Source organism: Mobilicoccus sp. (assembly GCF_032060985.1).
Classification (GTDB): domain Bacteria; phylum Actinomycetota; class Actinomycetes; order Actinomycetales; family Dermatophilaceae; genus Mobilicoccus.
The window spans coordinates 55,959-79,102 of sequence record NZ_DAMBGD010000014.1 but is presented as its reverse complement, the minus strand read 5'-3'; the positions used below and the strand labels follow the sequence as shown (position 1 = coordinate 79,102).

At 71.3% G+C, this 23,144-nt stretch carries 20 protein-coding genes; 5 read left to right on the top strand and 15 right to left on the bottom strand.

Features of this window, described 5'->3' with window-relative positions:
- Window positions 1–65 precede the first annotated feature (65 nt).
- The 14 genes from metK to pyrR all read right to left on the bottom strand — a co-directional run bounded on the left by metK (window position 66) and on the right by pyrR (window position 15,347).
- The gene (gene metK / locus RT054_RS11615) at window positions 66–1,283 is read right to left on the bottom strand and encodes a methionine adenosyltransferase (protein WP_312721269.1); all 1,218 of its coding nucleotides are present in this window, start codon (window positions 1,281–1,283) and stop codon (window positions 66–68) included.
- Window positions 1,284–1,349: 66 nt separating this feature from the next.
- Window positions 1,350–2,720 (bottom strand): bifunctional phosphopantothenoylcysteine decarboxylase/phosphopantothenate--cysteine ligase CoaBC, encoded by a 1,371-nt coding sequence (gene coaBC / locus RT054_RS11610; protein ID WP_313023701.1) that lies wholly within the window; start codon window positions 2,718–2,720, stop codon window positions 1,350–1,352.
- Window positions 2,721–2,734: 14 nt separating this feature from the next.
- On the bottom strand, window positions 2,735–3,004 hold the full coding sequence (rpoZ, locus tag RT054_RS11605) for a DNA-directed RNA polymerase subunit omega (RefSeq protein ID WP_312721273.1): 270 nt from the start codon (window positions 3,002–3,004) through the stop codon (window positions 2,735–2,737).
- Window positions 3,005–3,052: 48 nt separating this feature from the next.
- Complete coding sequence (gene gmk, locus RT054_RS11600) at window positions 3,053–3,700, bottom strand: guanylate kinase (protein WP_313023700.1); 648 nt, start codon at window positions 3,698–3,700, stop codon at window positions 3,053–3,055.
- Window positions 3,697–4,014: an integration host factor, actinobacterial type gene (gene mihF, locus RT054_RS11595; RefSeq protein ID WP_313023699.1), complete on the bottom strand. Its 318-nt coding sequence runs from the start codon at window positions 4,012–4,014 to the stop codon at window positions 3,697–3,699. The genes gmk and mihF overlap by 4 nt, the downstream gene beginning before the upstream one ends.
- Before the next feature lie 129 nt (window positions 4,015–4,143).
- Window positions 4,144–4,566 carry a chorismate mutase gene (locus RT054_RS11590; RefSeq protein WP_313023698.1) on the bottom strand — a complete coding sequence of 141 codons (423 nt, stop codon included), beginning with the start codon at window positions 4,564–4,566 and terminating at the stop codon, window positions 4,144–4,146.
- Window positions 4,563–5,462, bottom strand: a complete 900-nt coding sequence (gene pyrF, locus RT054_RS11585; protein ID WP_313023697.1) for an orotidine-5'-phosphate decarboxylase — start codon at window positions 5,460–5,462, stop codon at window positions 4,563–4,565. Before pyrF ends, RT054_RS11590 begins: the two co-directional genes overlap by 4 nt.
- A gap of 84 nt (window positions 5,463–5,546) precedes the next feature.
- Window positions 5,547–6,725, bottom strand: a complete 1,179-nt coding sequence (locus RT054_RS11580; RefSeq protein ID WP_313023696.1) for a dihydroorotate dehydrogenase — start codon at window positions 6,723–6,725, stop codon at window positions 5,547–5,549.
- A complete protein-coding gene (locus RT054_RS11575) occupies window positions 6,725–7,945 on the bottom strand; it encodes a dihydroorotate dehydrogenase electron transfer subunit (protein WP_313023695.1) in 1,221 nt (406 codons plus the stop codon). The genes RT054_RS11580 and RT054_RS11575 overlap by 1 nt, the downstream gene beginning before the upstream one ends.
- Window positions 7,942–11,286 carry a carbamoyl-phosphate synthase large subunit gene (gene carB / locus RT054_RS11570; RefSeq protein WP_313023694.1) on the bottom strand — a complete coding sequence of 1,115 codons (3,345 nt, stop codon included), beginning with the start codon at window positions 11,284–11,286 and terminating at the stop codon, window positions 7,942–7,944. Before carB ends, RT054_RS11575 begins: the two co-directional genes overlap by 4 nt.
- Window positions 11,286–12,443, bottom strand: a complete 1,158-nt coding sequence (carA, locus tag RT054_RS11565) for a glutamine-hydrolyzing carbamoyl-phosphate synthase small subunit (protein WP_313023693.1) — start codon at window positions 12,441–12,443, stop codon at window positions 11,286–11,288. Before carA ends, carB begins: the two co-directional genes overlap by 1 nt.
- Before the next feature lie 5 nt (window positions 12,444–12,448).
- Window positions 12,449–13,786: a dihydroorotase gene (locus RT054_RS11560; protein WP_312721287.1), complete on the bottom strand. Its 1,338-nt coding sequence runs from the start codon at window positions 13,784–13,786 to the stop codon at window positions 12,449–12,451.
- Window positions 13,783–14,802 carry an aspartate carbamoyltransferase catalytic subunit gene (locus RT054_RS11555; RefSeq protein ID WP_313023691.1) on the bottom strand — a complete coding sequence of 340 codons (1,020 nt, stop codon included), beginning with the start codon at window positions 14,800–14,802 and terminating at the stop codon, window positions 13,783–13,785. Before RT054_RS11555 ends, RT054_RS11560 begins: the two co-directional genes overlap by 4 nt.
- Window positions 14,802–15,347, bottom strand: coding sequence for a bifunctional pyr operon transcriptional regulator/uracil phosphoribosyltransferase PyrR (gene pyrR, locus RT054_RS11550; protein WP_312721294.1), 546 nt, complete (start codon window positions 15,345–15,347; stop codon window positions 14,802–14,804). The genes RT054_RS11555 and pyrR overlap by 1 nt, the downstream gene beginning before the upstream one ends.
- Before the next feature lie 432 nt (window positions 15,348–15,779).
- Here pyrR and RT054_RS11545 point away from each other — a divergent pair, with 432 nt between their 5' ends.
- From RT054_RS11545 to arcD, 5 genes are all read left to right on the top strand, one after another.
- Complete coding sequence (locus RT054_RS11545; protein ID WP_313023689.1) at window positions 15,780–17,072, top strand: NAD(P)/FAD-dependent oxidoreductase; 1,293 nt, start codon at window positions 15,780–15,782, stop codon at window positions 17,070–17,072.
- Window positions 17,073–17,630: 558 nt separating this feature from the next.
- Window positions 17,631–18,866 carry an arginine deiminase gene (locus RT054_RS11540; RefSeq protein WP_313023688.1) on the top strand — a complete coding sequence of 412 codons (1,236 nt, stop codon included), beginning with the start codon at window positions 17,631–17,633 and terminating at the stop codon, window positions 18,864–18,866.
- A 1-nt stretch (window position 18,867) separates the two neighbouring features.
- Window positions 18,868–19,869, top strand: coding sequence for an ornithine carbamoyltransferase (gene argF / locus RT054_RS11535; RefSeq protein ID WP_313023686.1), 1,002 nt, complete (start codon window positions 18,868–18,870; stop codon window positions 19,867–19,869).
- Window positions 19,870–19,995: 126 nt separating this feature from the next.
- A complete protein-coding gene (locus RT054_RS11530; protein ID WP_313023685.1) occupies window positions 19,996–20,961 on the top strand; it encodes a carbamate kinase in 966 nt (321 codons plus the stop codon).
- 90 nt (window positions 20,962–21,051) lie between these two features.
- A complete protein-coding gene (gene arcD, locus RT054_RS11525) occupies window positions 21,052–22,569 on the top strand; it encodes an arginine-ornithine antiporter (protein WP_313023683.1) in 1,518 nt (505 codons plus the stop codon).
- Window positions 22,570–22,611: 42 nt separating this feature from the next.
- Here arcD and RT054_RS11520 read toward each other — a convergent pair whose 3' ends face one another.
- Window positions 22,612–23,106 (bottom strand): arginine repressor, encoded by a 495-nt coding sequence (locus RT054_RS11520; protein WP_313023682.1) that lies wholly within the window; start codon window positions 23,104–23,106, stop codon window positions 22,612–22,614.
- Window positions 23,107–23,144 lie beyond the last annotated feature (38 nt).

Here is a 23,144-nt window from a genome sequence, read left to right as displayed (position 1 = left end):
CCGACGACGACGATCGGCGGGCGCCCGGCCTGAGCCGGACACCCGCCGATGGTCGATCCGTGGCGTCAGTTGCCGACGGCGCGCTGAAGCTCCTGGACGCGGTTGGTGTGCTCCCAGGTGAAGGGGTTCGTCACACCGTCAGCGGTGCGACGACCGAAGTGGCCGTAGGCCGCGGTGGGCTGGTAGATCGGGCGCAGCAGGTCGAGCTGGTCGACGATCGCCGCCGGGCGCAGGTCGAACACGTCGGTGATCGCCTTCTGGATCTTCTCCAGCGGCGCCGTCTCGGTGCCGAAGCACTCGACGTAGAGACCCACCGGCTGCGCCTTGCCGATGGCGTAGGCCGTCTGCACCTCGCACCGCTTGGCCAAGCCCGCGGCGACGACGTTCTTCGCGACCCAGCGCGTGGCGTACGCGGCGGAGCGGTCGACCTTGCTCGGGTCCTTGCCGGAGAAGGCGCCGCCACCGTGACGGGCCATCCCGCCGTAGGTGTCGACGATGATCTTGCGGCCCGTGAGGCCCGCATCGCCCATCGGGCCGCCGGTGACGAACTTGCCCGTCGGGTTGACGAGCAGGCGGTAGTCGGAGATGTCGAGGTCGACACCGGAATCGGCGAGCTCACCGAGCACCGGCTTGATGACGAGCTTCTCGACGTCGGGCTGCAGGAGCGCCTCGAGGGAGACGTCCTCGGCGTGCTGGCTGGACAGGACGACGGTGTCGAGGCTCACGGCCTTGTCGCCGTCGTAGGCGATGGTGACCTGCGTCTTGCCGTCGGGGCGCAGGTAGGCCATCTGGCCGGACTTCCGCACGGCCGTGAGACGCTCGGCGAGACGGTGCGCGAGGAAGATCGGCAGCGGCATGAACTCGGGGGTCTCGTCGGAGGCGTACCCGAACATGAGGCCCTGGTCGCCCGCGCCCTGCTTGTCGAGCGGGTCGACGCCACCGGTGCGGTTCTCGTACGCCGTGTCGACGCCCTGGGCGATGTCGCGGCTCTGCTCGCCGATGGAGATCTCGACACCACACGTCTTGCCGTCGAATCCCTTGATCGAGCTGTCGTACCCGATCCCGATGATCGTCTTGCGCACGAGGCTCGGGATGTCGACGTATCCGGTCGTCGCGACCTCACCGGCGACGTGGACGAGGCCGGTGGTGACCATCGTCTCGACCGCGACGCGGGCGTGCGGGTCCTGGGTGAGCATCGCGTCGAGGATCGAGTCACTGATCTGGTCGCAGATCTTGTCGGGGTGACCCTCGGTGACGGACTCGGAGGTGAACAGTCGGGACACGGGTGGGAACTCCTCACTGGTGGGACGACACGTCCGGCGGCACGGCGCGGCGGTCGGGTCCCGAGTCTACTCAGCCCGTGGGGGTCGGACGTCCACCGCCTCTTCGACGGCATCCCACACCGCCGCCGACGCGGCAGCCTTCGTCGTCGGCCCGGCCGTGAGCAGCACCTCTCCCCCTGGAGCAAGGACGTGGACCGTCGTGTCGTCCTGCCCGAACACCACCCCGGCGCCGACCTCGTTGGCGACGAGAAGGTCGCATCCCTTCCGCGCGAGCTTCACCCTCGCGTGGTGGAGGAGGTCCCCGGAGGAGTCGCCGGTCTCGGCCGCGAACCCGACGATCATCGGGCCCGCCGTCGCCTCACCGGTGCGGTCACGCAGCTCCCGGCGGGCGCGCACGAGGCCCGCGAGAATGTCGGGATTGCGGACGAGCCGGATGACCGGGGCGTCGTCGAGCTCCTCCTCCCCCGGCCCGTGGGTCTTCTTGATCTTGCTCTCCGCGTACTCGGCGGGGCGGAAGTCGGCGACGGCCGCGGCCATGACGACGACGTCGGCCTCCTGGGCTGCGGCGCTCATCGCCGACTCCAGCTCCCGCGCCGTCTCGACGCGCACGACGTGCGCACCGGCCGGGTCCGGCAGCGACGCGCTCGTCACGAGCGTGACGTCCGCGCCTCGGGCGATCGCCTCCGTGGCGAGGGCATAGCCCTGCTTGCCGGAGCTGCGGTTGCCGAGATATCGCACCGGGTCGAGGGGTTCGCGGGTGCCGCCCGCGCTGACGACGATCCGGAGACCGGCGAGGACGGAGTCACGGTGGCTGCGGACCTCGGGAGTGACCTCGCGCGAGGTGTCGAGGATCGCCAGGCAGGCGGCGTGGATGTCCTCGGGCTCGGGCAGCCGGCCCGGTCCGGTGTCGGCGCCGGTGAGACGGCCGGAGGCGGGCTCCACGACGTGGACGCCCCGGTCGCGAAGCGTGGCCACGTTGGCGACCGTCGCAGGGTGCTCCCACATCTCGGTGTGCATCGCGGGCGCGAGGACGACCGGACACCGCGCGGTGAGCAGCACGTTGGTGAGCAGGTCGTCGGCGAACCCCTGCGCCGCCCTGGCGAGGAGATCGGCCGTGGCGGGCGCGACGACGACGAGGTCGGCGCTCTTGCCGATGCGCACGTGCGGCACCTGCTCGACGCGATCCCACACCCGGTCGGAGACGGGCTTTCCCGAGAGCGCCTCCCACGTGGGGGCGCCGACGAAGTTGAGCGCCGCGGCGGTGGGCACGACGGTGACGTCGTCCCCGGCCTCGGTGAACAACCGCAGCAGCAGCGCGGCCTTGTACGCGGCGATGCCGCCACCGACCCCGAGGACGACACGACGACGCCCCCGCGAGGCCGGTCGCGACTCCTCGTGTGGCTCGCGACCCGTCGGCTCGGCCGGGGGCGTCGTCATCGCAGCGGGTGTCCTCAGCCCTCGGTGGGCGTCGAGGTGAGGAGTCCGTCGTTGATCTCGCGGAGGGCCACCGACAGCGGCTTCTCGTGGATCTCGGTCTCCACCAGCGGGCCCACGTACTCGAGCAGACCCTCGGAGAGCTGGCTGTAGTACGCGTTGATCTGACGGGCGCGCTTGGCGCCGTAGATGACGAGGGCGTACTTGGAGTCGGCGATCTCGAGCAGGTCGTCGATGGGCGGGTTGGTGATGCCCTCGGGCAGCGGCGTGGCGGTCACGTGTCGCATCTCGTTTCGTCGAAGTGGTCGGCGGGCGCGGGCCCGACGCGGGGGCCGCTATGGGGCGGCGGGACCGCCCTCGTGCGGGGCGTCGTCGCGCTCGTGCGGGCGAGATCCGCCCGTCCCCTTGAGCAATGATACGAGCTCCTCCGCGGCCCGCCGAACCTCGTCATTGACGACGGTGACGTCGAACTCCCCCACCGCGGCCAGTTCGACCTTGGCGGTGGCGAGCCGACGGGCGCGTTCGTCCTCGTCCTCGGTGCCGCGACCCTGCAGCCGACGCACGAGTTCCTCCCAGGTGGGAGGCGCGAGGAACACGAACAGGGCATCCGGCATGGACTGCTTGACCTGCCGGGCGCCGGCGAGGTCGATCTCGAGGAGCACCGGCCGGTCCCCCGCGAGCTTCTCCTCCACCGACCGGCGCGGCGTGCCGTACCAGTTGCGGCCGTGGACCACGGCGTATTCGAGGAACTCACCGGCCTCGACCATCTGCGAGAACGTGTCGGCATCGATGAAGTGATAGTGATGCCCGTCGACCTCCCCGGGGCGGGGCGGCCGGGTCGTCGCCGACACCGACAGCCACACCTCGGGGTGGTGCTCCCTGATGTAGGAGCTCACGGCACCCTTGCCGACGGCCGTGGGTCCGGCGAGGACGACGAGCCGCCGGCGGCCGGCGGCGTCGGGCGGGCTGGCCTGGTCGTTCACTCGGTGCCGAAACGCTCCAGCAGGGCAACGATCTGGTTGGCGCCGAGGCCACGCACGCGACGGGTCTCGGAGATCCCGATCTCGTCCATGATCTGGCGGGCACGCACGCGGCCGACACCCGGCATGGACTCGAGCAGGGAGGAGACCTTCATCTTGCCGATGACCTCGTCCTTCTTGCCGTCGGCGATGACCTTCTTGAGAGGAGTCTCACCGTTCTTCAAGGCGTTCTTGATGGAGGCCCGCTGGCGACGAGCCACGGCAGCCTTCTCGAGAGCCTCGGCACGCTGCTCGGGGGTCAGCTGGGGAAGTGCCACGTTTACTCCTCGGCGCGAGATGAACTGAGAATGGGGCCGGTTTGTCGGGGCCGGGTCAAGAGCGGGCCCGTATCCGGTCAGGGTCGAACCTAGCCGCCCGCACGGGACCTGTGCAACGAAAGCGGCCGATCACCTGGTCTGTTTCCCGTGAACGGCCGTCTCGGCGGGACCGGTGGCGCCGTCGTCACGACGCTCGGAACCCTCCTCGCGGGCGATGGCCCGGTGGTGCCGGATGACCTCCTCGACGAGGAACTGGAGGAACTTCTCGGCGAAGTCGGGGTCGAGGCGGGCCCCGGCGGCGAGGGATCGGAGGCGGGCGATCTGGACGGCCTCGCGCTCCGGATCGGCCGGGGGAAGCCCGTGACGGGCCTTGAGCCGCCCCACGCGCTGGGTGTGGCTGAACCGTTCGGCGAGCAGGTACACCAGCGCGGCGTCGATGTTGTCGATGCTGCGCCGGATCTCGAGGAGCTCCTCGGGGACCTCCGGCGGGGGTTCCGCGAATCCCTCACCGGCGGGGACGGGGCGGTCGGCGTGCGGCTCGTCGGTGCTCACGACCCCACCATGGCACGGACGTCGGCCGCGACGCGGCGCGCACGCTCACGCAGCGCCGAGACGTCGGGCCCGGCGCCCAGCACGTCGCGGCTGGAGGAGGCGAGGACGTTGGGCAGGGCGGCGCCGAACACCGTGCGGAGATCCTCCGCCGTGGCCCCCTGGGCCCCCACACCGGGGGCGAGCAGCGGGGCGTTCGCGGCGGCGAGGTCGAGCCCGAGATCGGCGACCGCAGACCCCACCGTCGCGCCGACCACCATGCCCACGCTGCCCAGGCGTCCGGACGCACGCGCCTCGGCGTTGTCGGCGGCCACGCCCGCGACGATCGACCCGGCGACCGAACCCGTACCCGCCGCACCGCCCCCGCCCGCCCCGGCGGCGACCTGCGCGTGCTGCACGCTCGCGCCCTCGGGGTTGGAGGTGAGGGCGAGGACGAAGACACCCCGTCCCGTCTCGGCGGAGAGGTCGAGCGCCGGCCGCAGGGAGCCGTAGCCGAGGTAGGGGCTCACGGTGATCGCGTCGGCACGCAGCGGCGAGGAGTCGGCGAGGTAGGCCTGCGCGTACCCGCCCATCGTCGAACCGATGTCGCCGCGCTTGACGTCGAGGATCGTCAGGGTGCCCGCCTCGCGGAAGCCTCGCAGGGTGTCCTCGAGGACGGCGATGCCCGCCGAGCCGAACCGCTCGAAGAACGCCGACTGCGGCTTGACGCACGCGACCACCCCGGCGAAGGCCTCGAGGGTCGCCTGCGCGAACCGGGTGAGGCCGTCCACGTCGTCGGACAGACCCCAGGCGGAGAGCAGCCCGGCATGCGGGTCGATCCCTGCGCACAGGGGGCCGTGGGTGTCCATCGCCTCACGCAGGCGGGCGCCGAAGTGTCTGGTGGTCGACGTCTCCGTCATGTCGGTCTCCTTGATGGGGCCGGGGTCGGTGGTCTGAGCATCGGCCGGTGGCCTGTGCATGGGCCCGCAGCCGGTGTCCGGGGATCAGCCGTGGGCCGCGCCGATGACCTCGCGCACGGAGCCCAGCCCGCGACGGTGCAGGGCGAGGGCGAGTTCGTCGCGGACGCGGGCCGGGGCCTGCGGATCGTGGAAGGTCGCCGTTCCGACCTGGATCGCCGAGGCACCCGCCGCGAGGAACTCGAGAGCGTCCTCACCCGTCGCGATGCCGCCGACGCCGAGGATCGGGGCCTGCGGCAGCGCGCCGGTGCGCATCGCCGCGTGCAGCTGCCACACGGCCCGGACGGCGACCGGTCGCATCGCCGGGCCCGACAGACCGCCCGTGATCCCGCCGAGGTGCGGCCGCATCGCCGTCGTGTCGATGCGCATGCCGAGCAGGGTGTTGATCGCCGTGAGACCCGCGGCCCCGGACTCCAGCGCCGCGCGCGCGATCGCGACGATGTCGGTGACGTCGGCGGTGAGCTTGGCGAACGCGGGCCAGTGCGAGGGGAGTTCGGCGGTGACGGCGGCGACGACACGCGCCGAGGCCTCCGGGTCGCAGCTGAAGACGAGGCCGCGGTTGGCGACGTTGGGACAGGAGATGTTGACCTCGACACCGACGACGGCCTCCGCCCCGGGCGACTCGCGCAGACGGGCCGCGACGGCGGCGAACTCCTCGGCGTCACCGCCGGCGATCGAGACGAGCACCCGTGCGCCGCGCTCGGCGAGCCACACGAGGTCCTGCTCGCAGAACGCGTCGATCCCCGGGCCCTGGAGACCGATGGAGTTGAGCATCCCCGACGGCGTCTCGGCCATCCGCGGAGTACCGCGGCCGGATCGCGGGGCGGCCATCACGGTCTTGGTGACGAACGCCCCGAGCTCGGTGACGTCGAAGAACCGGTCGAGCTCGCGCCCGTTCGCCGCGCAGCCCGACGCCGTCATCACGGGGTTGGCGAGGCGCGTCGTCCCGGCCCCGGCCGTGAACTCGGTGGCGAGGTCCACCGCCTCACGGGCGCGGGCGATCTCCTCGGCGCGGGAACCGTCGGTGCCGGTCGCACCCCGGGACCGCGTGCCTGCGGCACCCGTCGAGACACCGGTCGCGGCACCACGCGCGGTCCCGTCGCCACGCTCGCCACCACGCGAGGGCACCCTCGACGCACCCGTGGCACCAGCGGCACGACCGGTCTCCGTGCCGGGCTTCTTCTCTCCCTTGAGCCACTCGAACATCAGTGCCCGCCCTTCGTCGTGTCGGACCGGCCTGCGCCTGACCGGCCCGTGGCCCCGCCGGTGGCCGAGCCGTCGCGGCCCGAGACATCGCCACCCGAGTCGTCGGGGCTCCCGCCGCGTCGGGCGGCCCCCTCCCCCGCCGGCGTGGCGGCAGGGGCACCGGCGCCGTGCGGGTCGGGGACGGTCGCGGTCGGGGGCCCGTCCTGGGGTTCCTCGGGCAGGTCGGTGCCGGAGGGTGCCTCCTGTGCCGCCCGGTCGGTCTCGACCGCGCCGGCGACGGGGGTCGAAGGGACCGCCGGGACCGGCGCCCCGTAGGCGTCCTCGGGGACGACCGCGCGTCCACCGGAGATCGCGTCCCACCGCAGCCGGTCTCCGCGGAACACCGGCCCCTCGACGCACGAGCGGACCATGCGGGTGACGCCGTCGTTGCCGACGACCGGCAACACGCAGGTCATGCACACCCCGACGCCGCAGGCCATCGCCTCCTCGACGGCGAGCTGGCTCACCGCACCCGCCTGCGTCGCGAGGGTCCCGACCGATTCGAGCATCGCCATCGGCCCGCACGCGTACACGACGGCGGCGCCGCAGCGTTCGATGACGCCGGGGAGCACGTCGCTCACCCAGCCCTTCGTGCCCTCCGAACCGTCGTCGGTCGTGATCGTCACCGCGTCGGCGTACCGCTCGGCCTTGTACGTGCCGAACAGCGCGTCCTTGGTCGCCGCGCCGAGCACGAGCTCGACGTGGCAACCGCGATCGCGCAGGGCCATCGCGAGGGTGAAGAGCGCGGCGCTGCCGTACCCACCCCCGACGAGGACGCACGGGACGTTCTCGCGCGGGAGGGGGAACGGGCGCCCGAGCGGCCCGACGAGGTCGACGACGTCGCCCACCTCGCGGGTGGTCAGCCACTCCGTGCCGGGGGCGTGCGGCGCGATGACGAGGTCGAGGATGTCCTCCTCACCCTCCTCGCTCGCCGGGCTCGCCGCGTGGATCGAGAAGCTGCGGCGCAGGAGGAGTCCTGAGGTCTCGCCCCCGACGGTGAGCGCGACGAACTGCCCCGGCCGGGCGAGCTCGGGGACTCCGGGCGCGGCGAAGGTCATGTACTGGTAGGCGCCCTCGCGTCGGGTCGCGACGACGCGGGCCTCGACCTGGACGACGCCGGGCTCACCGCGTTCACGGCTGCCGAGTTGCACGGCCGGAGCGAGCTGCTCGCTGTCGGTCATGACGTCTCCTTCTGCGTGCGGACGTGGCGCATGGTCTTCGCGTGCTCCTGCAGGGAGGCGACGGTGAGCTCGCCGGCGCGCAGCGACTCGATACCGTGGACCGCGGCGCCGAGCTGCTGGACCGTCGTGATGATCGGGCGGTCCATGCTCGTCGTCGCCGTGCGGATCGTGTAGCCGTCGCGCCGGGCCTCACCGCTGCCCGGGGTGTTGACGACCATGTCGATGTCGCCGGCGAGGATCTGATCGACGATCGTGGGTTCGCCGTCGCGGCCCGCACCCTGGGAGTGCTTGCGGACGATCGTCGAGGAGATCCCGTTGCGGCGCAACACCTCCGCGGTGCCCTCGGTGGCGAGGATCTCGAAGCCGAGCTCGGCGAGCCGCTTGATGGGGAACACCATCGCCCGCTTGTCGCGGTTGGCCATCGAGACGAAGATCCGGCCCGAGGTCGGCAGGCCCCACAACGACCCCATCTGGGTCTTGGCGAACGCGGCGCCGTAGTCGTGGTCGATGCCCATGACCTCGCCGGTGGAGCGCATCTCCGGGCCGAGGAGGGAGTCGACGACGCTGCCCTCGGCGGTGCGGAACCGCTTGAACGGCAGGATCGCCTCCTTGACCGAGACGGGCGCGTCGACCGGCATGCGGCCACCGTCGCCCTCGGCGGGCAGGAGGCCCTCCTCGCGAAGCTGGGCGATGCTCGCGCCGAGCATGATGCGCGCCGCCGCCTTGGCGAGCGGCACCCCGGTCGCCTTCGCGACGAACGGCACCGTGCGGGAGGCCCGCGGGTTGGCCTCGAGCACGTAGAGCACGTCACCGGTGAGCGCGAACTGCACGTTCATCAACCCGTGGACGCCGATGCCCTCGGCGAGGCGCCGCGAGGACTCCCGCACCCGCTCGAGCTCGCCCGGGCCGAGGGTGACCGGCGGCAGCACGCACGCCGAATCCCCGGAGTGGATCCCGGCCTCCTCGATGTGCTCCATGATCCCGCCGAGGTACATGTCGACCCCGTCGAAGAGGACGTCGACGTCGATCTCGACGGCGTCGTCGAGGAACGCGTCGATGAGGACGGGGTGGGCGGCATCGCCCTGGGCGAGGGTCGTCGCGTTGTCGATGTACCGGGTCAGCGTGGCGTCGTCGTAGACGATCTCCATCCCGCGACCGCCGAGGACGTAGCTCGGCCGGACGAGCACCGGGTACCCGATGCCGCGGGCGATCTCGATCGCCTCCTCGGGGGCGTACGCGATGCCGTGACGGGGCGCCGGCAGCCCGGCCTCGGCGAGGATACGACCGAAGGCGCCCCGGTCCTCGGCCCGGTCGATCGCCTCGGGCGAGGTGCCGACGATCGGCACCCCTTCGGCCTTGAGCGCGGCGGCGAGTCCGAGCGGCGTCTGCCCGCCGAGTTGGACGATGACGCCCGCGACCGGTCCGGCGACCTGCTCGGCGTGGACGACCTCGAGGACGTCCTCGAGCGTGAGCGGCTCGAAGTACAGGCGGCTGGAGGTGTCGTAGTCCGTCGAGACCGTCTCGGGGTTGCAGTTGACCATCACCGTGTCGAACCCGGCCTCCCGCAGCGCGAAGCTCGCGTGCACGCAGGAGTAGTCGAACTCGACGCCCTGACCGATGCGGTTGGGGCCCGAGCCGAGGATGATGACGGCCGGCCGCGTGCGGGGCGCGACCTCGGTCTCGAGGTCGTAGGAGGAGTAGTGGTAGGGCGTGCGGGCGGCGAACTCCGCCGCGCACGTGTCGACGGTCTTGTAGACCGGCCGCAGCCCGAGGGCGTGGCGGACCCCGCGGACGACGTCCTCCTTCATCCCCGTGATGTCGGCGATCTGCGCGTCGGAGAACCCGTGCCGCTTGGCGAGGGCGAGCAGTTCCGGCGACAGCGAGCGGCCCTGGGACACGGACACCGATTCCGACAGGTGGTCGGCGAGGTCGTCGAGCAGCTCGATCTGGTCGAGGAACCACGGGTCGATCCCGGTCGCGTCGTGCACCTCCTCGACGCTGCACCCGCCCCACATCGCCTGCTGGACGAGGAGGAGACGTCCGTCGGTCGGGGTGACGGCCTGCTCGAGGAGGGCACGGGCCTGCTCACCGCTCGGTCGCGTCCCGCGCTTCCACGAGAACGACCCGCCCTTCTTCTCGATCGAGCGCAGCGCCTTCTGCAGCGCCTCGGTGAAGTTGCGGCCGATGGCCATCGCCTCGCCGACCGACTTCATCGTCGTCGTCAGTGTCGGGTCGGCCGAGGGGAACTTCTCGAAGGCGAACCGGGGCACCTTGACGACGACGTAGTCGAGCGTGGGCTCGAAGCTCGCCGGGGTCACCTCGGTGATGTCGTTGCGGACCTCGTCGAGGGTGTAGCCGATCGCCATCTTCGCGGCGATCTTGGCGATGGGGAATCCCGTCGCCTTGGACGCGAGCGCCGAACTCCGCGACACCCGGGGGTTCATCTCGATGACGATGACCCGTCCGTCGGCGGGGTTGACGGCGAACTGGATGTTGCAGCCGCCGGTGTCGACGCCGACCTCGCGGATGACGGCGATCGCGACGTCCCGCAGCTTCTGGTACTCGCGGTCGGTGAGGGTGAGCGCGGGCGCGACGGTGATCGAGTCGCCGGTGTGCACGCCCATGGGGTCGAGGTTCTCGATCGAACACACGATGACGACGTTGTCGGCGTGATCGCGCATGACCTCGAGCTCGTACTCCTTCCACCCGAGGATGGACTCCTCGAGCAGGACGGAGTTGGTCGGCGAATCGTGAAGTCCCGCACCGGCGTAGCGCTGCAGGTCCGCCTCGGTGTGCGCGAAGCCCGACCCGAGGCCGCCCATCGTGAAGCTGGGCCGCACGACCATCGGGTACCCGAGGTCCTGCGCCGCCTCCCACACCTCGTCCATCGTGTGACAGATGCGGCTGCGGGCGGACTCCGCGCCACAGCGCTCGACGACGCCCTTGAACGCCTCGCGGTCCTCGCCGAGCTGGATCGCCTCGACGTTGGCGCCGATGAGCGGGCACCCGTACTTCTCGAGCACGCCGTTCTCGTGGAGGGCGATGGCGGCGTTGAGGGCCGTCTGCCCGCCGAGGGTCGCGAGCACCGCGTCGGGTCGCTCCTTGGCGATGATCTTCTCGAGGATCCCGGCCTCGATCGGCTCCACGTAGGTGGCGTCGGCGATCTCGGGGTCGGTCATGATCGTCGCCGGGTTGCTGTTGACGAGGATGACCCGCAGACCCTCGCTCCGCAGGACTCGGCACGCCTGGGTACCGGAGTAGTCGAACTCGGCCGCCTGGCCGATGACGATGGGGCCGGACCCGATCACCAGCACACTCGCGATGTCGTCACGCTTGGGCATCAGGAGACCTTGTCCTTCGTCGCGGTGGAGAGCAGTTCGACGAACCGGTCGAACAGGTATTCGGAGTCGTGGGGGCCGGCGGCGGCCTCGGGGTGGTACTGCACGGAGAACGCGGGTCGGTCGAGCAGGCGCAGGCCCTCGACGACGTCGTCGTTGAGGCACACGTGGCTCACCTCGACGCGGCCGAACTCCGTGTCGATCGGCGTGAGCTCCTCGTTGGGCCACCGCACGGCGAACCCGTGGTTCTGGGCCGTGATCTCGACCCGGCCGGTGGCGCGGTCCAGGACGGGTTGGTTGATGCCGCGGTGGCCGTACCGGAGCTTGTACGTGCCGAGACCGAGGGCGCGCCCGAGGATCTGGTTGCCGAAGCAGATGCCGAAGAACGGGATGCCGGCCTGGAGCACCCGGCGCAGCAGGTCGGCCTCCGCGTCGGCGGTGGCCGGGTCGCCGGGGCCGTTCGAGAAGAAGACCCCGTCGACGTCGAGCGCCTCGATCTGTTCGAACGTCGTGCCCACGGGCAGGACGTGCACGTCGATGCCGCGCTGGGCGAGCAACCGGGGGGTGTTCGCCTTGATCCCGAGGTCGAGGGCCGCGACGGAGAAGCGGCGCTCACCCTCGGCCGGCACGAGGTACCCCTCCGTGGTGCTCACCTCGGCGGCGAGCGCGGAGCCGGCCATCGCGGGGGTGGCGCGGACGCGCGCGAGCAGTCCACCCTCCCCCTCCTCGAGGGCCCGGCCGGAGAAGATCCCGACCCGCATGGCGCCGGACTCACGCAGGTGACGGGTGAGGGCCCGGGTGTCGATGCCGCTGATGCCGACGACGCCCTGCTCGCGCAGGTCGTCCTCGAGGGTGCGGGCCGAGCGCCAGTTCGAGGGCCGCAACGCGGGGTCACGGACGACATAGCCGCTCACCCAGATGCGGGTGGACTCCCCGTCCTCGTCGTTCACCCCGGTGTTGCCGATGTGCGGGGCGGTCATGACGACGACCTGACGGTGGAAGCTCGGGTCGGTGAGCGTCTCCTGATACCCGCTCATGCCCGTGGAGAACACGGCCTCGCCGACGGTCTCACCGACCGCGCCGTAGGCCTCGCCGCGGAACACCCGGCCGTCCTCGAGGACGAGGACGGCCGCGGTGGCGGTGTGGAACCTGTTGGTCATCGCGTTCACGCCTTCGTCGTCGGCTCGGGGCCCAGGTCGGTGACGGCACCGTCGAGGAATGTCGGGCGTCCCCGCAGGATCGTCGCGACGACGCGGCCGGTGAGCTCCCGGCCGTGCCAGGGGTTGTTGCGCGAGAGGGACTGCGTGTCCTCGCGGTCGACGACGACCGTCGCGGCCGGGTCGACGAGCGTGAGGTTGGCGGGTTCCCCGATCGCGATGGGGCGACCGTGGCCGTCGAGCCCGGCGAGGCGCGCGGGTCGCACCGACATCGCCTGGGCGACGTCCGCCCAGCTCATGCGTCCTTCGGCGACGAGCACGCTCGAGACCACCGAGAGCGCCGTCTCGAGCCCGAGCATGCCGAACGTCGCCGTCTCGAAGTCGTGCTGCTTGTCGTGCAGGCCGTGCGGAGCGTGGTCGGTGCCGACGACGTCGATCGTGCCGTCGGCGAGACCGGCGCGCAGCGCCTCGACGTCGCTCATCGCCCGCAGCGGCGGGTTGACCTTGTAGACGCTGTCGTAGCCCTCGAGCTCGGCGACGGTGAGCGCGAGGTGGTGCGGGGTCGCCTCGGCGGTGACGTCGACGCCCATCGACTTGCCCCACCGGATGAGCTCGACGGAGCCCGCGGTGGACACGTGACACACGTGCAGGCGGGAGCCGGCCGCCTTGGCGAGCATGATGTCCCGGGCGATGATCGACTCCTCGGCGACCGCGGGCCAGCCCGGGAGCCCGAGACGCCCGGAGTACGGACCCTCGTGGCAGCAGGCCGTGTGCGGTGCGAGGCGCGGGTCCTGCGCATGCTGGGCGATGACGCCGCCGAAGTCGGTGACGTACTCCAGGGCCCGGCGCATGAGCAGCGGATCGTGGACGCACTTGCCGTCGTCGCTGAACATGAGCACGTTCGCGCGGCTGCGGTGCATGAGGCCCAGCTCGGCGAGCTCCTCACCGAGCAGTCCCTTCGTGACCGCGCCGACCGGGACGACGTCGACGTGCGGGGTCTCCCGTCCCCGGTCGTACACCCACTCCGCGGCGGTCGCCGTGTCGGTCACCGGCGTCGTGTTCGCCATCGCCATCACGGCGGTGTACCCGCCGACGGCGGCGGCGCGGGCACCCGAGGCGATCGTCTCGGTGTCCTCGCGCCCCGGCTCACGCAGGTGGGTGTGCGGGTCGACGAAGCCGGGCAGCAGGACCTTGCCGCCGGCGTCGACGACGCGGGCGCCCTCGGGGGCGGTGAGGCCCTCGTCCATCTGACGGATGATCCCGTCCTGGATCAGCAGGTCGGTGCGGTGCCCCTCGCCGAGGGGGTCGGCCCCGGTGATGAGCAGCGTCCCGTGGTCGTGGCTCACTTGGACCCCTCGCTCTCGTGCCCGGTCGCGGCCGGGGTGTTCGCGTCGTTCCGCTGCTCGCCCGGGTCGTCCGGGTCGCCGGCGAAGATGTGGAAGAGGACCGCCATGCGGATGCTCACGCCCGCGGCGACCTGGTCGAGGATGAGCGAGCGGGCGTGGTCGGCCGCCTCGGGGGCGATCTCCAGGCCGCGGTTCATCGGGCCGGGGTGACAGATCACCGCGTGCTCGGGCAGCCGGGCGAGCCGGGCCCGGGTGAGGCCCCATCCCTCGGCGTACTCGGCCTCGCTCGGAAAGAATCCGCCGCTCATGCGTTCACGCTGGACGCGGAGCATCATCAGCGCGTCGACGTGCGGCAGGACGTCGTCGAGGTGGGAGGTGATCTCGACGCCGGGATCGCCCGGGCCCGCGGCGACGACCGGCCATTCGGCGATCCCCTGCGGCATGAGCGTCGGTGGGGCGACGAGGGTGACCTTGGCGCCGAGAGTACGCAGACACGCGAGGTTGGAGCGCACGACGCGGGAGTGGAACAGATCCCCGACGATCGCGACGTGCTTGCCCTCGAGGTCCCCGAGCCTGCTGCGCATCGCGTAGGCGTCGAGGAGGGCCTGGGTGGGGTGGCCGTGCATGCCGTCACCGGCGTTGACGACGGGCAGACCGGTCCAGTCCATCGCCCGCTGCGGGGCGCCGGAGCCCTTGTGGCGGATGACGAACCCGTCGACGCCCATCGCGGCGATCGTGAGGACCGTGTCGCGCAGCGACTCCCCCTTGGCCGTGGAGGAACCCTTGGACGCGAACGCCATCGTGTCGGCCGACAGGCGCTTGGCCGCGAGGTCGAAGCTCATCTTCGTGCGCGTCGAGTCCTCGAAGAACGCGTTGACGATCGTGATGCCGCGCAGCGCGGGGATCTTCTTGACCTCGCGGTGTCCGACGGCCTCCATCTCGACCGCCGTGTCGAGCAGGGTCGTGATCTGACGCCGCGACAGCCCGTCGACGGTGAGCAGGTGGGGCAGCTTCATCAGCGGTCGCCTCCGGAGATCGTGACCCTGTCCTCGCCGTCCTGCTCCCGCAGGGCGACGTGCACGCGCTCACGGTTGGATGTGGGCAGGTTCTTGCCGACGTGATCGGCGCGGATGGGCAGATCGCGGTGCCCGCGGTCGACGAGGACCGCGAGCCGCACCGCGCGGGGTCGGCCGATGTCCCCGAGCGCGTCGAGCGCGGCGCGGATCGTCCGGCCGGAGTAGAGGACGTCGTCGGCGAGCACGACGACCTTGTCGTCGATGCCGCAGTCGGGGATCCGCGTCGGCTCCATGCGGCGCGTGGGATTACGGCGCAGGTCGTCACGGTAGAACGTGATGTCGAGGGTGCCGACGGGGATCTCCCGCCCCTCGACCTCGCTCATGAGCGCGGCCAGCCGCACGGCGAGGGGGACACCGCGGGTCGGGATCCCGAGGACCACGAGGTCCTCGCCGCCCTTGTTGCCCTCGAGCACCTCGTGCGCCATGCGGCGCAGCGCGCGGTTGATCTCGTCGGAGCCGAGCACCACCCGGCTGTTCTCCGGCAGCGGGGTCGCCTGCTGTCCGGTCTTCCCAGGGGCCGAGGCGTCGGTGGAAAGCGACTCAGCCCCCCTCTCGTTCACCGATGGGGTCTGTGCTGAGTCGGGTCGCGTCACCGCGCCTGACCTCCTTCCCCGCCTCACAGGACGGTGGTTAAAGGACGTCGAACGGCTGGAAGCCTACCCCGAGTCGCCGCGCGACCCGCCGGGGGTCGCTGCGACCCGGCGCACACCCGACGGTGGCGACCACGCAGGAGCCGCAGGTCACCCCGCCGACCGCGCAGACTTCGCTCGCGTGAGCGGACGCCGTGGGCCGACGCCGTGAGCAGAGGCACACTCCGACGGGCGAATGGGGACGGTGGTCCTACTGTTGGACCAGAGAGGACCGTGTCCCCGCGGGGGACGCCGGTTCCCACCCGATCCCCATCCTCAGGAGGGCCCATGGCATCCCGCGCCGTCATCGTCGGAGCCGGATTCGCAGGCCAGCACGCCTACCACGAGCTGGCCAAGGCCGGCTTCGACGTCACGCTCGTCGACCGTCACCCGTACACCACGTTCCAGCCGTTGCTGTACCAGGTCGCCACCGGTGGCCTCAACCCCGGTGACATCGCGTTCCCGCTGCGCCGCTTCGTCTCCCGGTCCAAGGGCCGCACCAAGTTCCGTCGGGCGACCGTCACCGGCATCGACACCGAGAACAAGCGCGTCCTCACCAACCGCGGCGCCCCGCTGCCCTACGACGTCCTCGTGCTCGCCCAGGGCGCCGGCCCCAACTTCTTCGGCATCCCCGGCGCCAAGGAGCACGCCCGCACGATCTACTCGCGCGCCGAGGCCCTCGCGGTCCGCGACCTGCTCTTCTCGGGCCTGGAACAGATGACGAGCCTCGGCGACCCCAACCGCCGCTTCACCGTGCTCGTCGTCGGCGGCGGCGCGACCGGCGTCGAGATGGCCGGCACCCTCGCCGAACTCAAGTCCGAGGCCATCCCGGTCGTCTACCCCGAGCTCAGCCAGGACAGCTTCCGCGTCGTCCTCGCCGAGATGGGCGAGACCCTGCTCGCGCCGTTCGACCCCCGCCTGCAGCGCTACACCCTGCACCAGCTGCGCAAGCGCGGTGTCGACGTGCGCCTCGGTACCGCCGTCAAGGAGGTCCGCGCCGACTCCGTCGACCTCGCCGACGGCACGACCCTCGACGTCGACATCGTCATCTGGGCCTCCGGCGTCGGGGCCCACCCCGAGGTCTCGGAGTGGGGACTGCCCCAGGGCCGCGGAGGCCGCATCGAGGTCGAGCCCGACCTGCAGGTCAAGGGCCATCCCGGCATCTACGCCATTGGCGACTGCGCGATCGAGCCCGACAGCCCGCTGCCCCAGCTCGCCCAGCCCGCGATGCAGATGGGCACCCACGTCGGTCGCCAGATCGTCGCCGCCGGCAACGGCGAGGCCACGGTCCCGTTCGCCTACGACGACAAGGGGACGATGGCGACCATCGGCCGCAACGCCGCCGTCGTCCAGTTCCCCGGCGGCAAGACCGTCACCGGGTTCCCAGCGTGGACCCTGTGGGTCGGCGTCCACCTCGCCACCCTGCTCGGCGGTCGTAACCGGCTGCAGGCGATGGTCAACACCGCGTTCCGATACTTCGCGTGGCCGCAGTCGGCGACGAACATCGTCGGCGACGCCGTCACCGACGAGCAGGTCCTCGAGCCCGGCGCCGAGCCCGGCACCCCCGTACGCAAGGACTGACCCGCCCCGCCGAGACGACCCGACCCTCCGGTGCACCGCCTCCGACGCCCGGCCGCCCCGCGCGCGCCGGGCGTCGGCGTCCCCTCCGGGAACGCGAGGGGCGACGGCGGGGAACCGTGCAAGTTCTCCGGGACGTCTGCGGAGCCTCCTCGCCCGTGGCACCCGCCGAGAACCGCAATTGCCCTGCGGCGCAGCGGTGTCGGACGACGACGTCGGTCGGACTCGCGTCGGACGTCGTGGTCGGACGACGACACCTGGGTGCGTGCCCGTCCGCAGGTCAGCGAGTCGGGGCCCGCCCACACGTGACGAGGATCACGGGCCGTGTCGATACCCCCCGACGCATACCTATTCGGTGCGACCCGTCGGCCCCGGCCGCCGCGTGCATGAGTACTCACCCGGCTCCGGCGATGTCCGGGAAAGCCGGGACGCCGGCTCGTCGCGACACCTAGCGTCGTGTTCGCACAGCGAGGCGGAAGAGGCGTCCTCCGGCCCCATGATTCTTCCCGGCGCACACACGTTCGTGTCCGCGCCGAGGACGGCGACGAGAAAGGTCTGCTCATGAGCAAGATGTACGTGGGATCGGAGGTCGGCCAGCTCAAGCGCGTCATCCTCCACCGGCCGGGGATCGAACTCGCGAGGCTCACCCCCTCGAACAAGGACGACCTCCTCTTCGACGAGCTGCCCTGGGTCCCCCGGGCCCAGCAGGAACACGACGAGTTCGCCGACGTCCTCAGGGGACTCGGCGTCGAGGTGATGTACCTCGACAAGCTGCTCACCGAGACGATGGACGTCCCCGAGGCCCGCAAGTTCCTGCTCACCTCGCTGCTCGACTCGCAGGTGTTCGGGCCCGCGGCGATCGACCCGCTCATGACCGTCCTCGACGCGATGTCGAGCGAGGAACTGGCCCAGGTCCTCATCGGCGGGCTCAGCAAGGAGGAGGCGCTGCGCCGGGCCGACAAGGACCCGCAGTCGATGGTCCTCAAGACCCACGCCGGCAGCGACTACCTGCTCGCCCCCCTGCCCAACCACCTGTTCACCCGCGACACCTCGTGCTGGGTCTACAACGGCGTCTCGGTCAACTCGATGCGCATGGTCGCCCGCATGCGCGAGTCGATGAACTACGAGGCCATCTACCGTTACCACCCCGCGCTCTCGCGCGCCGACGCCCCGTTCGAGTACTGGGGCGGCGGCCTCGGCACCGGGCTCGCGACGATGGAGGGCGGCGACGTCCACGTCATCGGCCGCGGCGCCGTCCTCGTCGGCATGAGCGAACGCACCACCCCACAGGCCGTCGAGCGGCTCGCGCAGCAGATGTTCAAGAAGGGGGCGGCGACCAAGATCGTCGGCCTCCACATGCCCAAGTACCGCGCGGTCATGCACCTCGACACCGTGATGTCGATGGTCGACGAGCGGTCGTTCACCAAGTTCGCCGGCCTGGGCATGCTGCCCTCCTACACCCTCGAGCCCGAGGACAACGAGGCCGGGTTCCGGGTCACCGAGCACGCGCCCGAGGACATGCACGCGGCCATCGCCGACGCGCTCGGCATCGACGAGATCCGCACCCTCACCGCCCCGCAGAGCATGGGCTCCGCCGAGCGCGAGCAGTGGGACGACGGGTGCAACGTGCTCACCGTGCGTCCGGGCGTCGTCGTCGCCTACGAGCGCAACACCGTGACGAACGACTACCTGCGCGCGAACGGCATCGAGGTCCACACGATCGCCGGTGGCGAACTCGGCCGCGGACGCGGCGGCCCGCGCTGCATGAGCTGCCCCATCGAGCGAGAGGACATCTGACATGGCGTTCAACCTGCGCAACCGCAACTTCCTCAAGGAGGTCGACTTCACCCCGGCCGAGTGGGAGTTCCTCCTCACCCTGTCGGCCGACCTCAAGGCCGCGAAGTACGCCGGCACCGAGCGCAAGCGCCTCGTCGGCAAGAACATCGCGCTCATCTTCGAGAAGACCTCCACCCGCACCCGCTGCGCCTTCGAGGTCGCGGCGCACGACCAGGGCGCGGGCGTCACCTACCTCGACCCCAGCGGCAGCCAGATCGGCCACAAGGAGTCGATGAAGGACACCGCGCGGGTGCTGGGGCGCATGTACGACGGCATCGAGTACCGCGGCTCGAAGCAGGAGTACGTCGAGACCCTCGGGGAGTACGCGGGCGTGCCGGTGTGGAACGGCCTCACCGACGAGTGGCACCCGACGCAGATGCTCGCCGACCACCTCACGATGATCGAGCACTCTGACAAGCCGCGCCGCCAGATCGCCTACGCCTACCTCGGCGACGCCCGCAACAACGTCGGCAACTCCCTGCTCGTCGCCGGCGCCCTCGCCGGCATGGACGTGCGGATGGTCGCCCCGAAGGAGTTGCAGAACAGCGCCGACATCGTCGAGACGGCCCGGGGCATCGCGGAGAGGACCGGAGCGCGCATCACGATCACCGACGACGTCGCGGCGGGCGTGGCGGGCGCCGACTTCCTCTACACGGACGTGTGGGTGTCGATGGGCGAGCCCAAGGAGGTGTGGGACGAGCGCATCGCGCTGCTGAGGGACTACCAGGTCAACGGCGAGGCGATGGCGGCCACGGGCAACCCCGACGTCAAGTTCATGCACTGTCTGCCCGCGTTCCACGACCGCAACACCAAGGTCGGCGAGGACATCTACGAGAAGACCGGTATGGCGGCCCTCGAGGTCACCGACGAGGTCTTCGAGTCCGACGCCTCGATCGTGTTCGACCAGGCCGAGAACCGCATGCACACGATCAAGGCGGTCATGGTCGCGACCCTCGGGTCCTGACGCGAGTCGTGGTGGTGGCGGGTCGTCCGGCCCGCCACCACCCTCGCCCCCCGACAGCGATGCCGTCATCGCCGGTCGGTACCTGATGCACCCCTGCGTGATGAGTCCGTCGAAGGAGATGGCTGGATGAGGATCGTCGTGGCCCTGGGTGGCAACGCCCTGTTGGAGCGAGGGCAGACGCCCGACGCGGACATCCAACGGGCGAACGCGGAGAAGGCGATGAGATCGCTGGCGCCGCTCGCAGAGAAGCACGAGCTCGTGATCACGCACGGCAACGGCCCGCAGGTGGGCGTGCTGGCGTTGGAGTCGGCGAAGGATCCCGCGCTGAGCCGGGCCTACCCGCTCGACACCATCGGTGCGGAGACCCAGGGCATGATCGGCTACTGGCTCCTGCAATCCCTGCAGAACAATCTGCCCGGGCGGCAGGTGGCCTCGCTCGTCAACCAGACCCTCGTCATGGCGCACGACCCGGCGTTCGAGGACCCGACGAAGTTCGTCGGCGAGGTGTACGACGAGGCGACCGCCAGGGCCAAGGCGGCGGAGATGGGCTGGGTCGTCAAGCAGGACGGTGAGAAGTGGCGTCGGGTCGTCGCCTCCCCCACCCCGCAGCGCGTCGTCGAGACCCGGATCATCCGGTTGCTGTTGTCCTCGGGCGCCGTCGTCGTGTGCTCCGGAGGGGGCGGCATCCCGGTCGTGCGCGACGAGCGGGGCAAGCTCAAGGGTGTCGAGGCCGTCATCGACAAGGACCTCGCCGCCGGTCGGCTCGCCGAGGCCCTCGAGGCGGACGCGCTCATCATCCTCACCGACGTCGCCAACGTGATGAAGGACTTCGGCACCGACCACGCCGCCCCGATCACGACGACGACCCCCGGGTACCTGCGCAGCCTCGGCGCCCCCGCCGGGTCGATGGGCCCGAAGATCGAGGCTGCGTGCCGGTTCGTCGAGCTCACCGGCGACCTCGCGGCCATCGGCCGGCTCGACGACGCCGTCGCGATGCTCGAGGGCGTGGCCGGCACGATCATCACGCCCGGTGGCGACTACGGCGGCCCGGACGACCTCAACCCGCGTCACGAACTGACGCTCGACGTGTGACACGTCGCGCCGCGGGGGCGTGTGGCGCCCCCGCGGCACCGGACCGCTCACCCGGCGGTCCGATGGATCACTCCCGAAGGATCGATCGCCATGAGCACGACCTCGTCCCGTCCCGGCGCTGCCCACACGGCCGCGTCGGCCACCCCCGTCGCCGCCGCCGGGCTGTCGCTCGGTGCGCTCACCGCCCTCGTCGTGGGGTCGATGATCGGCGGCGGCATCTTCAACCTGCCGCGGCAGATGGCGCAGAGCGCGGCGCCGGGGCCGCTCATCATCGGGTGGCTCGTCACGGGCGCCGGGATGCTCATGCTCGCGTTCGTCTTCCAGACCCTCGCCACCCGCCGCCCCGACGTCGACGGCGGCGTGTACGGGTACGCCCGAGCCGGATTCGGCCCCTTCATGGGCTTCAACTCGGCCTGGGGGTACTGGATCAGCGCCTGGGTCGGCAACGTCGGGTACCTCGTCCTGCTCGTCACGGCCCTCGGGCACTTCGCCCCGGGGATGCTCGTGCAGGACGGTCAGCTCACGTGGGTGGGGTTCGCGCTCGGGTCGGTCGTGCTGTGGGCGACGACGGCCCTCTGCATCGCGGGCGTCCGTGAGGCGGCGATCGTCAACGTCGTCGTGACGATCGCGAAGGTCGTGCCGATCCTCATGTTCGTCGTCCTCACCGCGCTGGCGTTCCGGATGGACCTCTTCAGCGCCGACATCTGGGGCCACGTCACCCTCGTCCCGGGTGACGACGGGCCCATGGCCCTCGGCAACACCCTCGACCAGATCAAGGGCATGATGCTCGTCACCGTGTGGGTGTTCATCGGCATCGAGGGCGCGAGCGTCTTCAGCCAGCGCGCCCGCACCCGCAAGGACGTCGGCCGGGCCACCGTGATGGGCTTCGTCGCCGTGCTCGCCCTGCTCATCCTCGTCAACCTCCTCTCCTACGGCGTCATGGAGCAGGCGCGGCTCGCGGGCGTCACCGACCCCGCCCTCGGCTCGATCCTCGCCGAGACCGTCGGACCCTGGGGCGCGACCCTCATCGCCCTCGGCCTGTCGATCTCCGTGCTCGGCGCGTTCCTCTCATGGACGCTGCTGTGCGCCGAGATCCTCCGCCTGCCCGCCCAGGAGCACGTGATGCCGCGGGTGTTCGCCAAGGACAACGCCAAGGGATCGCCCGTGGTGGCCCTGATCGTCACCGGGCTGTGCACCCAGGCGCTGCTCCTGCGGTCGACCTTCCAGCCCGACGCCTACGACTCGCTCATCCTGCTCGCGTCCTCGCTCATCCTCCTGCCCTACCTGTGGGCGACCCTCTACCAGCTCAAGCTCGTCCTCACCGGGGAGTCCTACGAGCACGACTCCCACGGCAGGGGGCGCGACCTCGCCGTCGCCCTGCTCGGCACGGTGTACGCGATCTGGCTGGTCTACGCGGCCGGCCCCGAGTACCTCGGCCTCGCGGCGATCTTCTACGCCGTCGGCACGCTGCTCTACGTGTGGGCGCGCCGCGAGTCCCGGGTCCGCGTCTTCGCTCCCGGCGAGCTCGCCGTCCTCGCCGTCGTCCTCGCCGGCGCGGTCTGGGGCCTCACGATGATCGCGCAGGGGACCTTCGAGCTCGCGCTCTGAGATCGCAGGCGGCGCGCGCCTCCGGCCCGTCGGGCGGTTCGCTCAGGCGCCGCTGCCGAGGCTGAGGAGTCGGTCGACGCATGCGGCGGCCTCCCGCTCCCCCGGCATGATGAGCAGGACGGTGTCGTCGCCCGCGATCGTGCCGACGATGTCGAGCCCGGGGGTGTGGTCGAGTGAGGAGGCGAGGTACTGCGCCGCACCCGGCGGGGTGCGGAGGATGACCTGGTTGCCCGCGTGCACGGCCGACACGAGGAGGTCGCCGCAGACCTTGCGGATGCGCTCCTCGACGAAGCGAGGATCCGGCGCCGGTCGCGGTGTCGTGTCACCACCGAGGCCCGGCAGCGCGTAGACGAGCACCCGCCCCTGACGCACCTTGACCGCGCCGAGGTCGACGAGATCCCGCGACAGTGTCGCCTGGGTGATGACGACGCCCTCCTCGGCGAGGAGGTCGAGCAGTTCGTTCTGGGAACGGACGGCACTGCGCCCGAGGATGTCGGTGATGAGGGCGTGCCGCGCGCTGCGGCTCTTCGGCATCATCTCTGGGGCTCCCTCGTCGACCTCACCATCCGCCCCGA

Bases quoted from the DNA above. Each gene is read 5' to 3' on its own strand.
- RT054_RS11575 (WP_313023695.1), bottom strand. From the start codon at position 7,945: ATGACCGACAGCGAGCAGCTCGCTCCGGCCGTGCAACTCGGCAGCCGT.
- RT054_RS11520 (WP_313023682.1), bottom strand. From the start codon at position 23,106: ATGATGCCGAAGAGCCGCAGCGCGCGGCACGCCCTCATCACCGACATC.
- arcD (WP_313023683.1), top strand. From the start codon at position 21,052: ATGAGCACGACCTCGTCCCGTCCCGGCGCTGCCCACACGGCCGCGTCG.
- carA (WP_313023693.1), bottom strand. From the start codon at position 12,443: ATGACCAACAGGTTCCACACCGCCACCGCGGCCGTCCTCGTCCTCGAG.
- RT054_RS11580 (WP_313023696.1), bottom strand. From the start codon at position 6,725: ATGTTCGAGTGGCTCAAGGGAGAGAAGAAGCCCGGCACGGAGACCGGT.
- argF (WP_313023686.1), top strand. From the start codon at position 18,868: ATGGCGTTCAACCTGCGCAACCGCAACTTCCTCAAGGAGGTCGACTTC.
- rpoZ (WP_312721273.1), bottom strand. From the start codon at position 3,004: ATGCGACACGTGACCGCCACGCCGCTGCCCGAGGGCATCACCAACCCG.
- carB (WP_313023694.1), bottom strand. From the start codon at position 11,286: ATGCCCAAGCGTGACGACATCGCGAGTGTGCTGGTGATCGGGTCCGGC.
- pyrF (WP_313023697.1), bottom strand. From the start codon at position 5,462: ATGACGGAGACGTCGACCACCAGACACTTCGGCGCCCGCCTGCGTGAG.
- RT054_RS11545 (WP_313023689.1), top strand. From the start codon at position 15,780: ATGGCATCCCGCGCCGTCATCGTCGGAGCCGGATTCGCAGGCCAGCAC.
- coaBC (WP_313023701.1), bottom strand. From the start codon at position 2,720: ATGACGACGCCCCCGGCCGAGCCGACGGGTCGCGAGCCACACGAGGAG.
- RT054_RS11530 (WP_313023685.1), top strand. From the start codon at position 19,996: ATGAGGATCGTCGTGGCCCTGGGTGGCAACGCCCTGTTGGAGCGAGGG.
- RT054_RS11555 (WP_313023691.1), bottom strand. From the start codon at position 14,802: ATGAAGCTGCCCCACCTGCTCACCGTCGACGGGCTGTCGCGGCGTCAG.
- RT054_RS11540 (WP_313023688.1), top strand. From the start codon at position 17,631: ATGAGCAAGATGTACGTGGGATCGGAGGTCGGCCAGCTCAAGCGCGTC.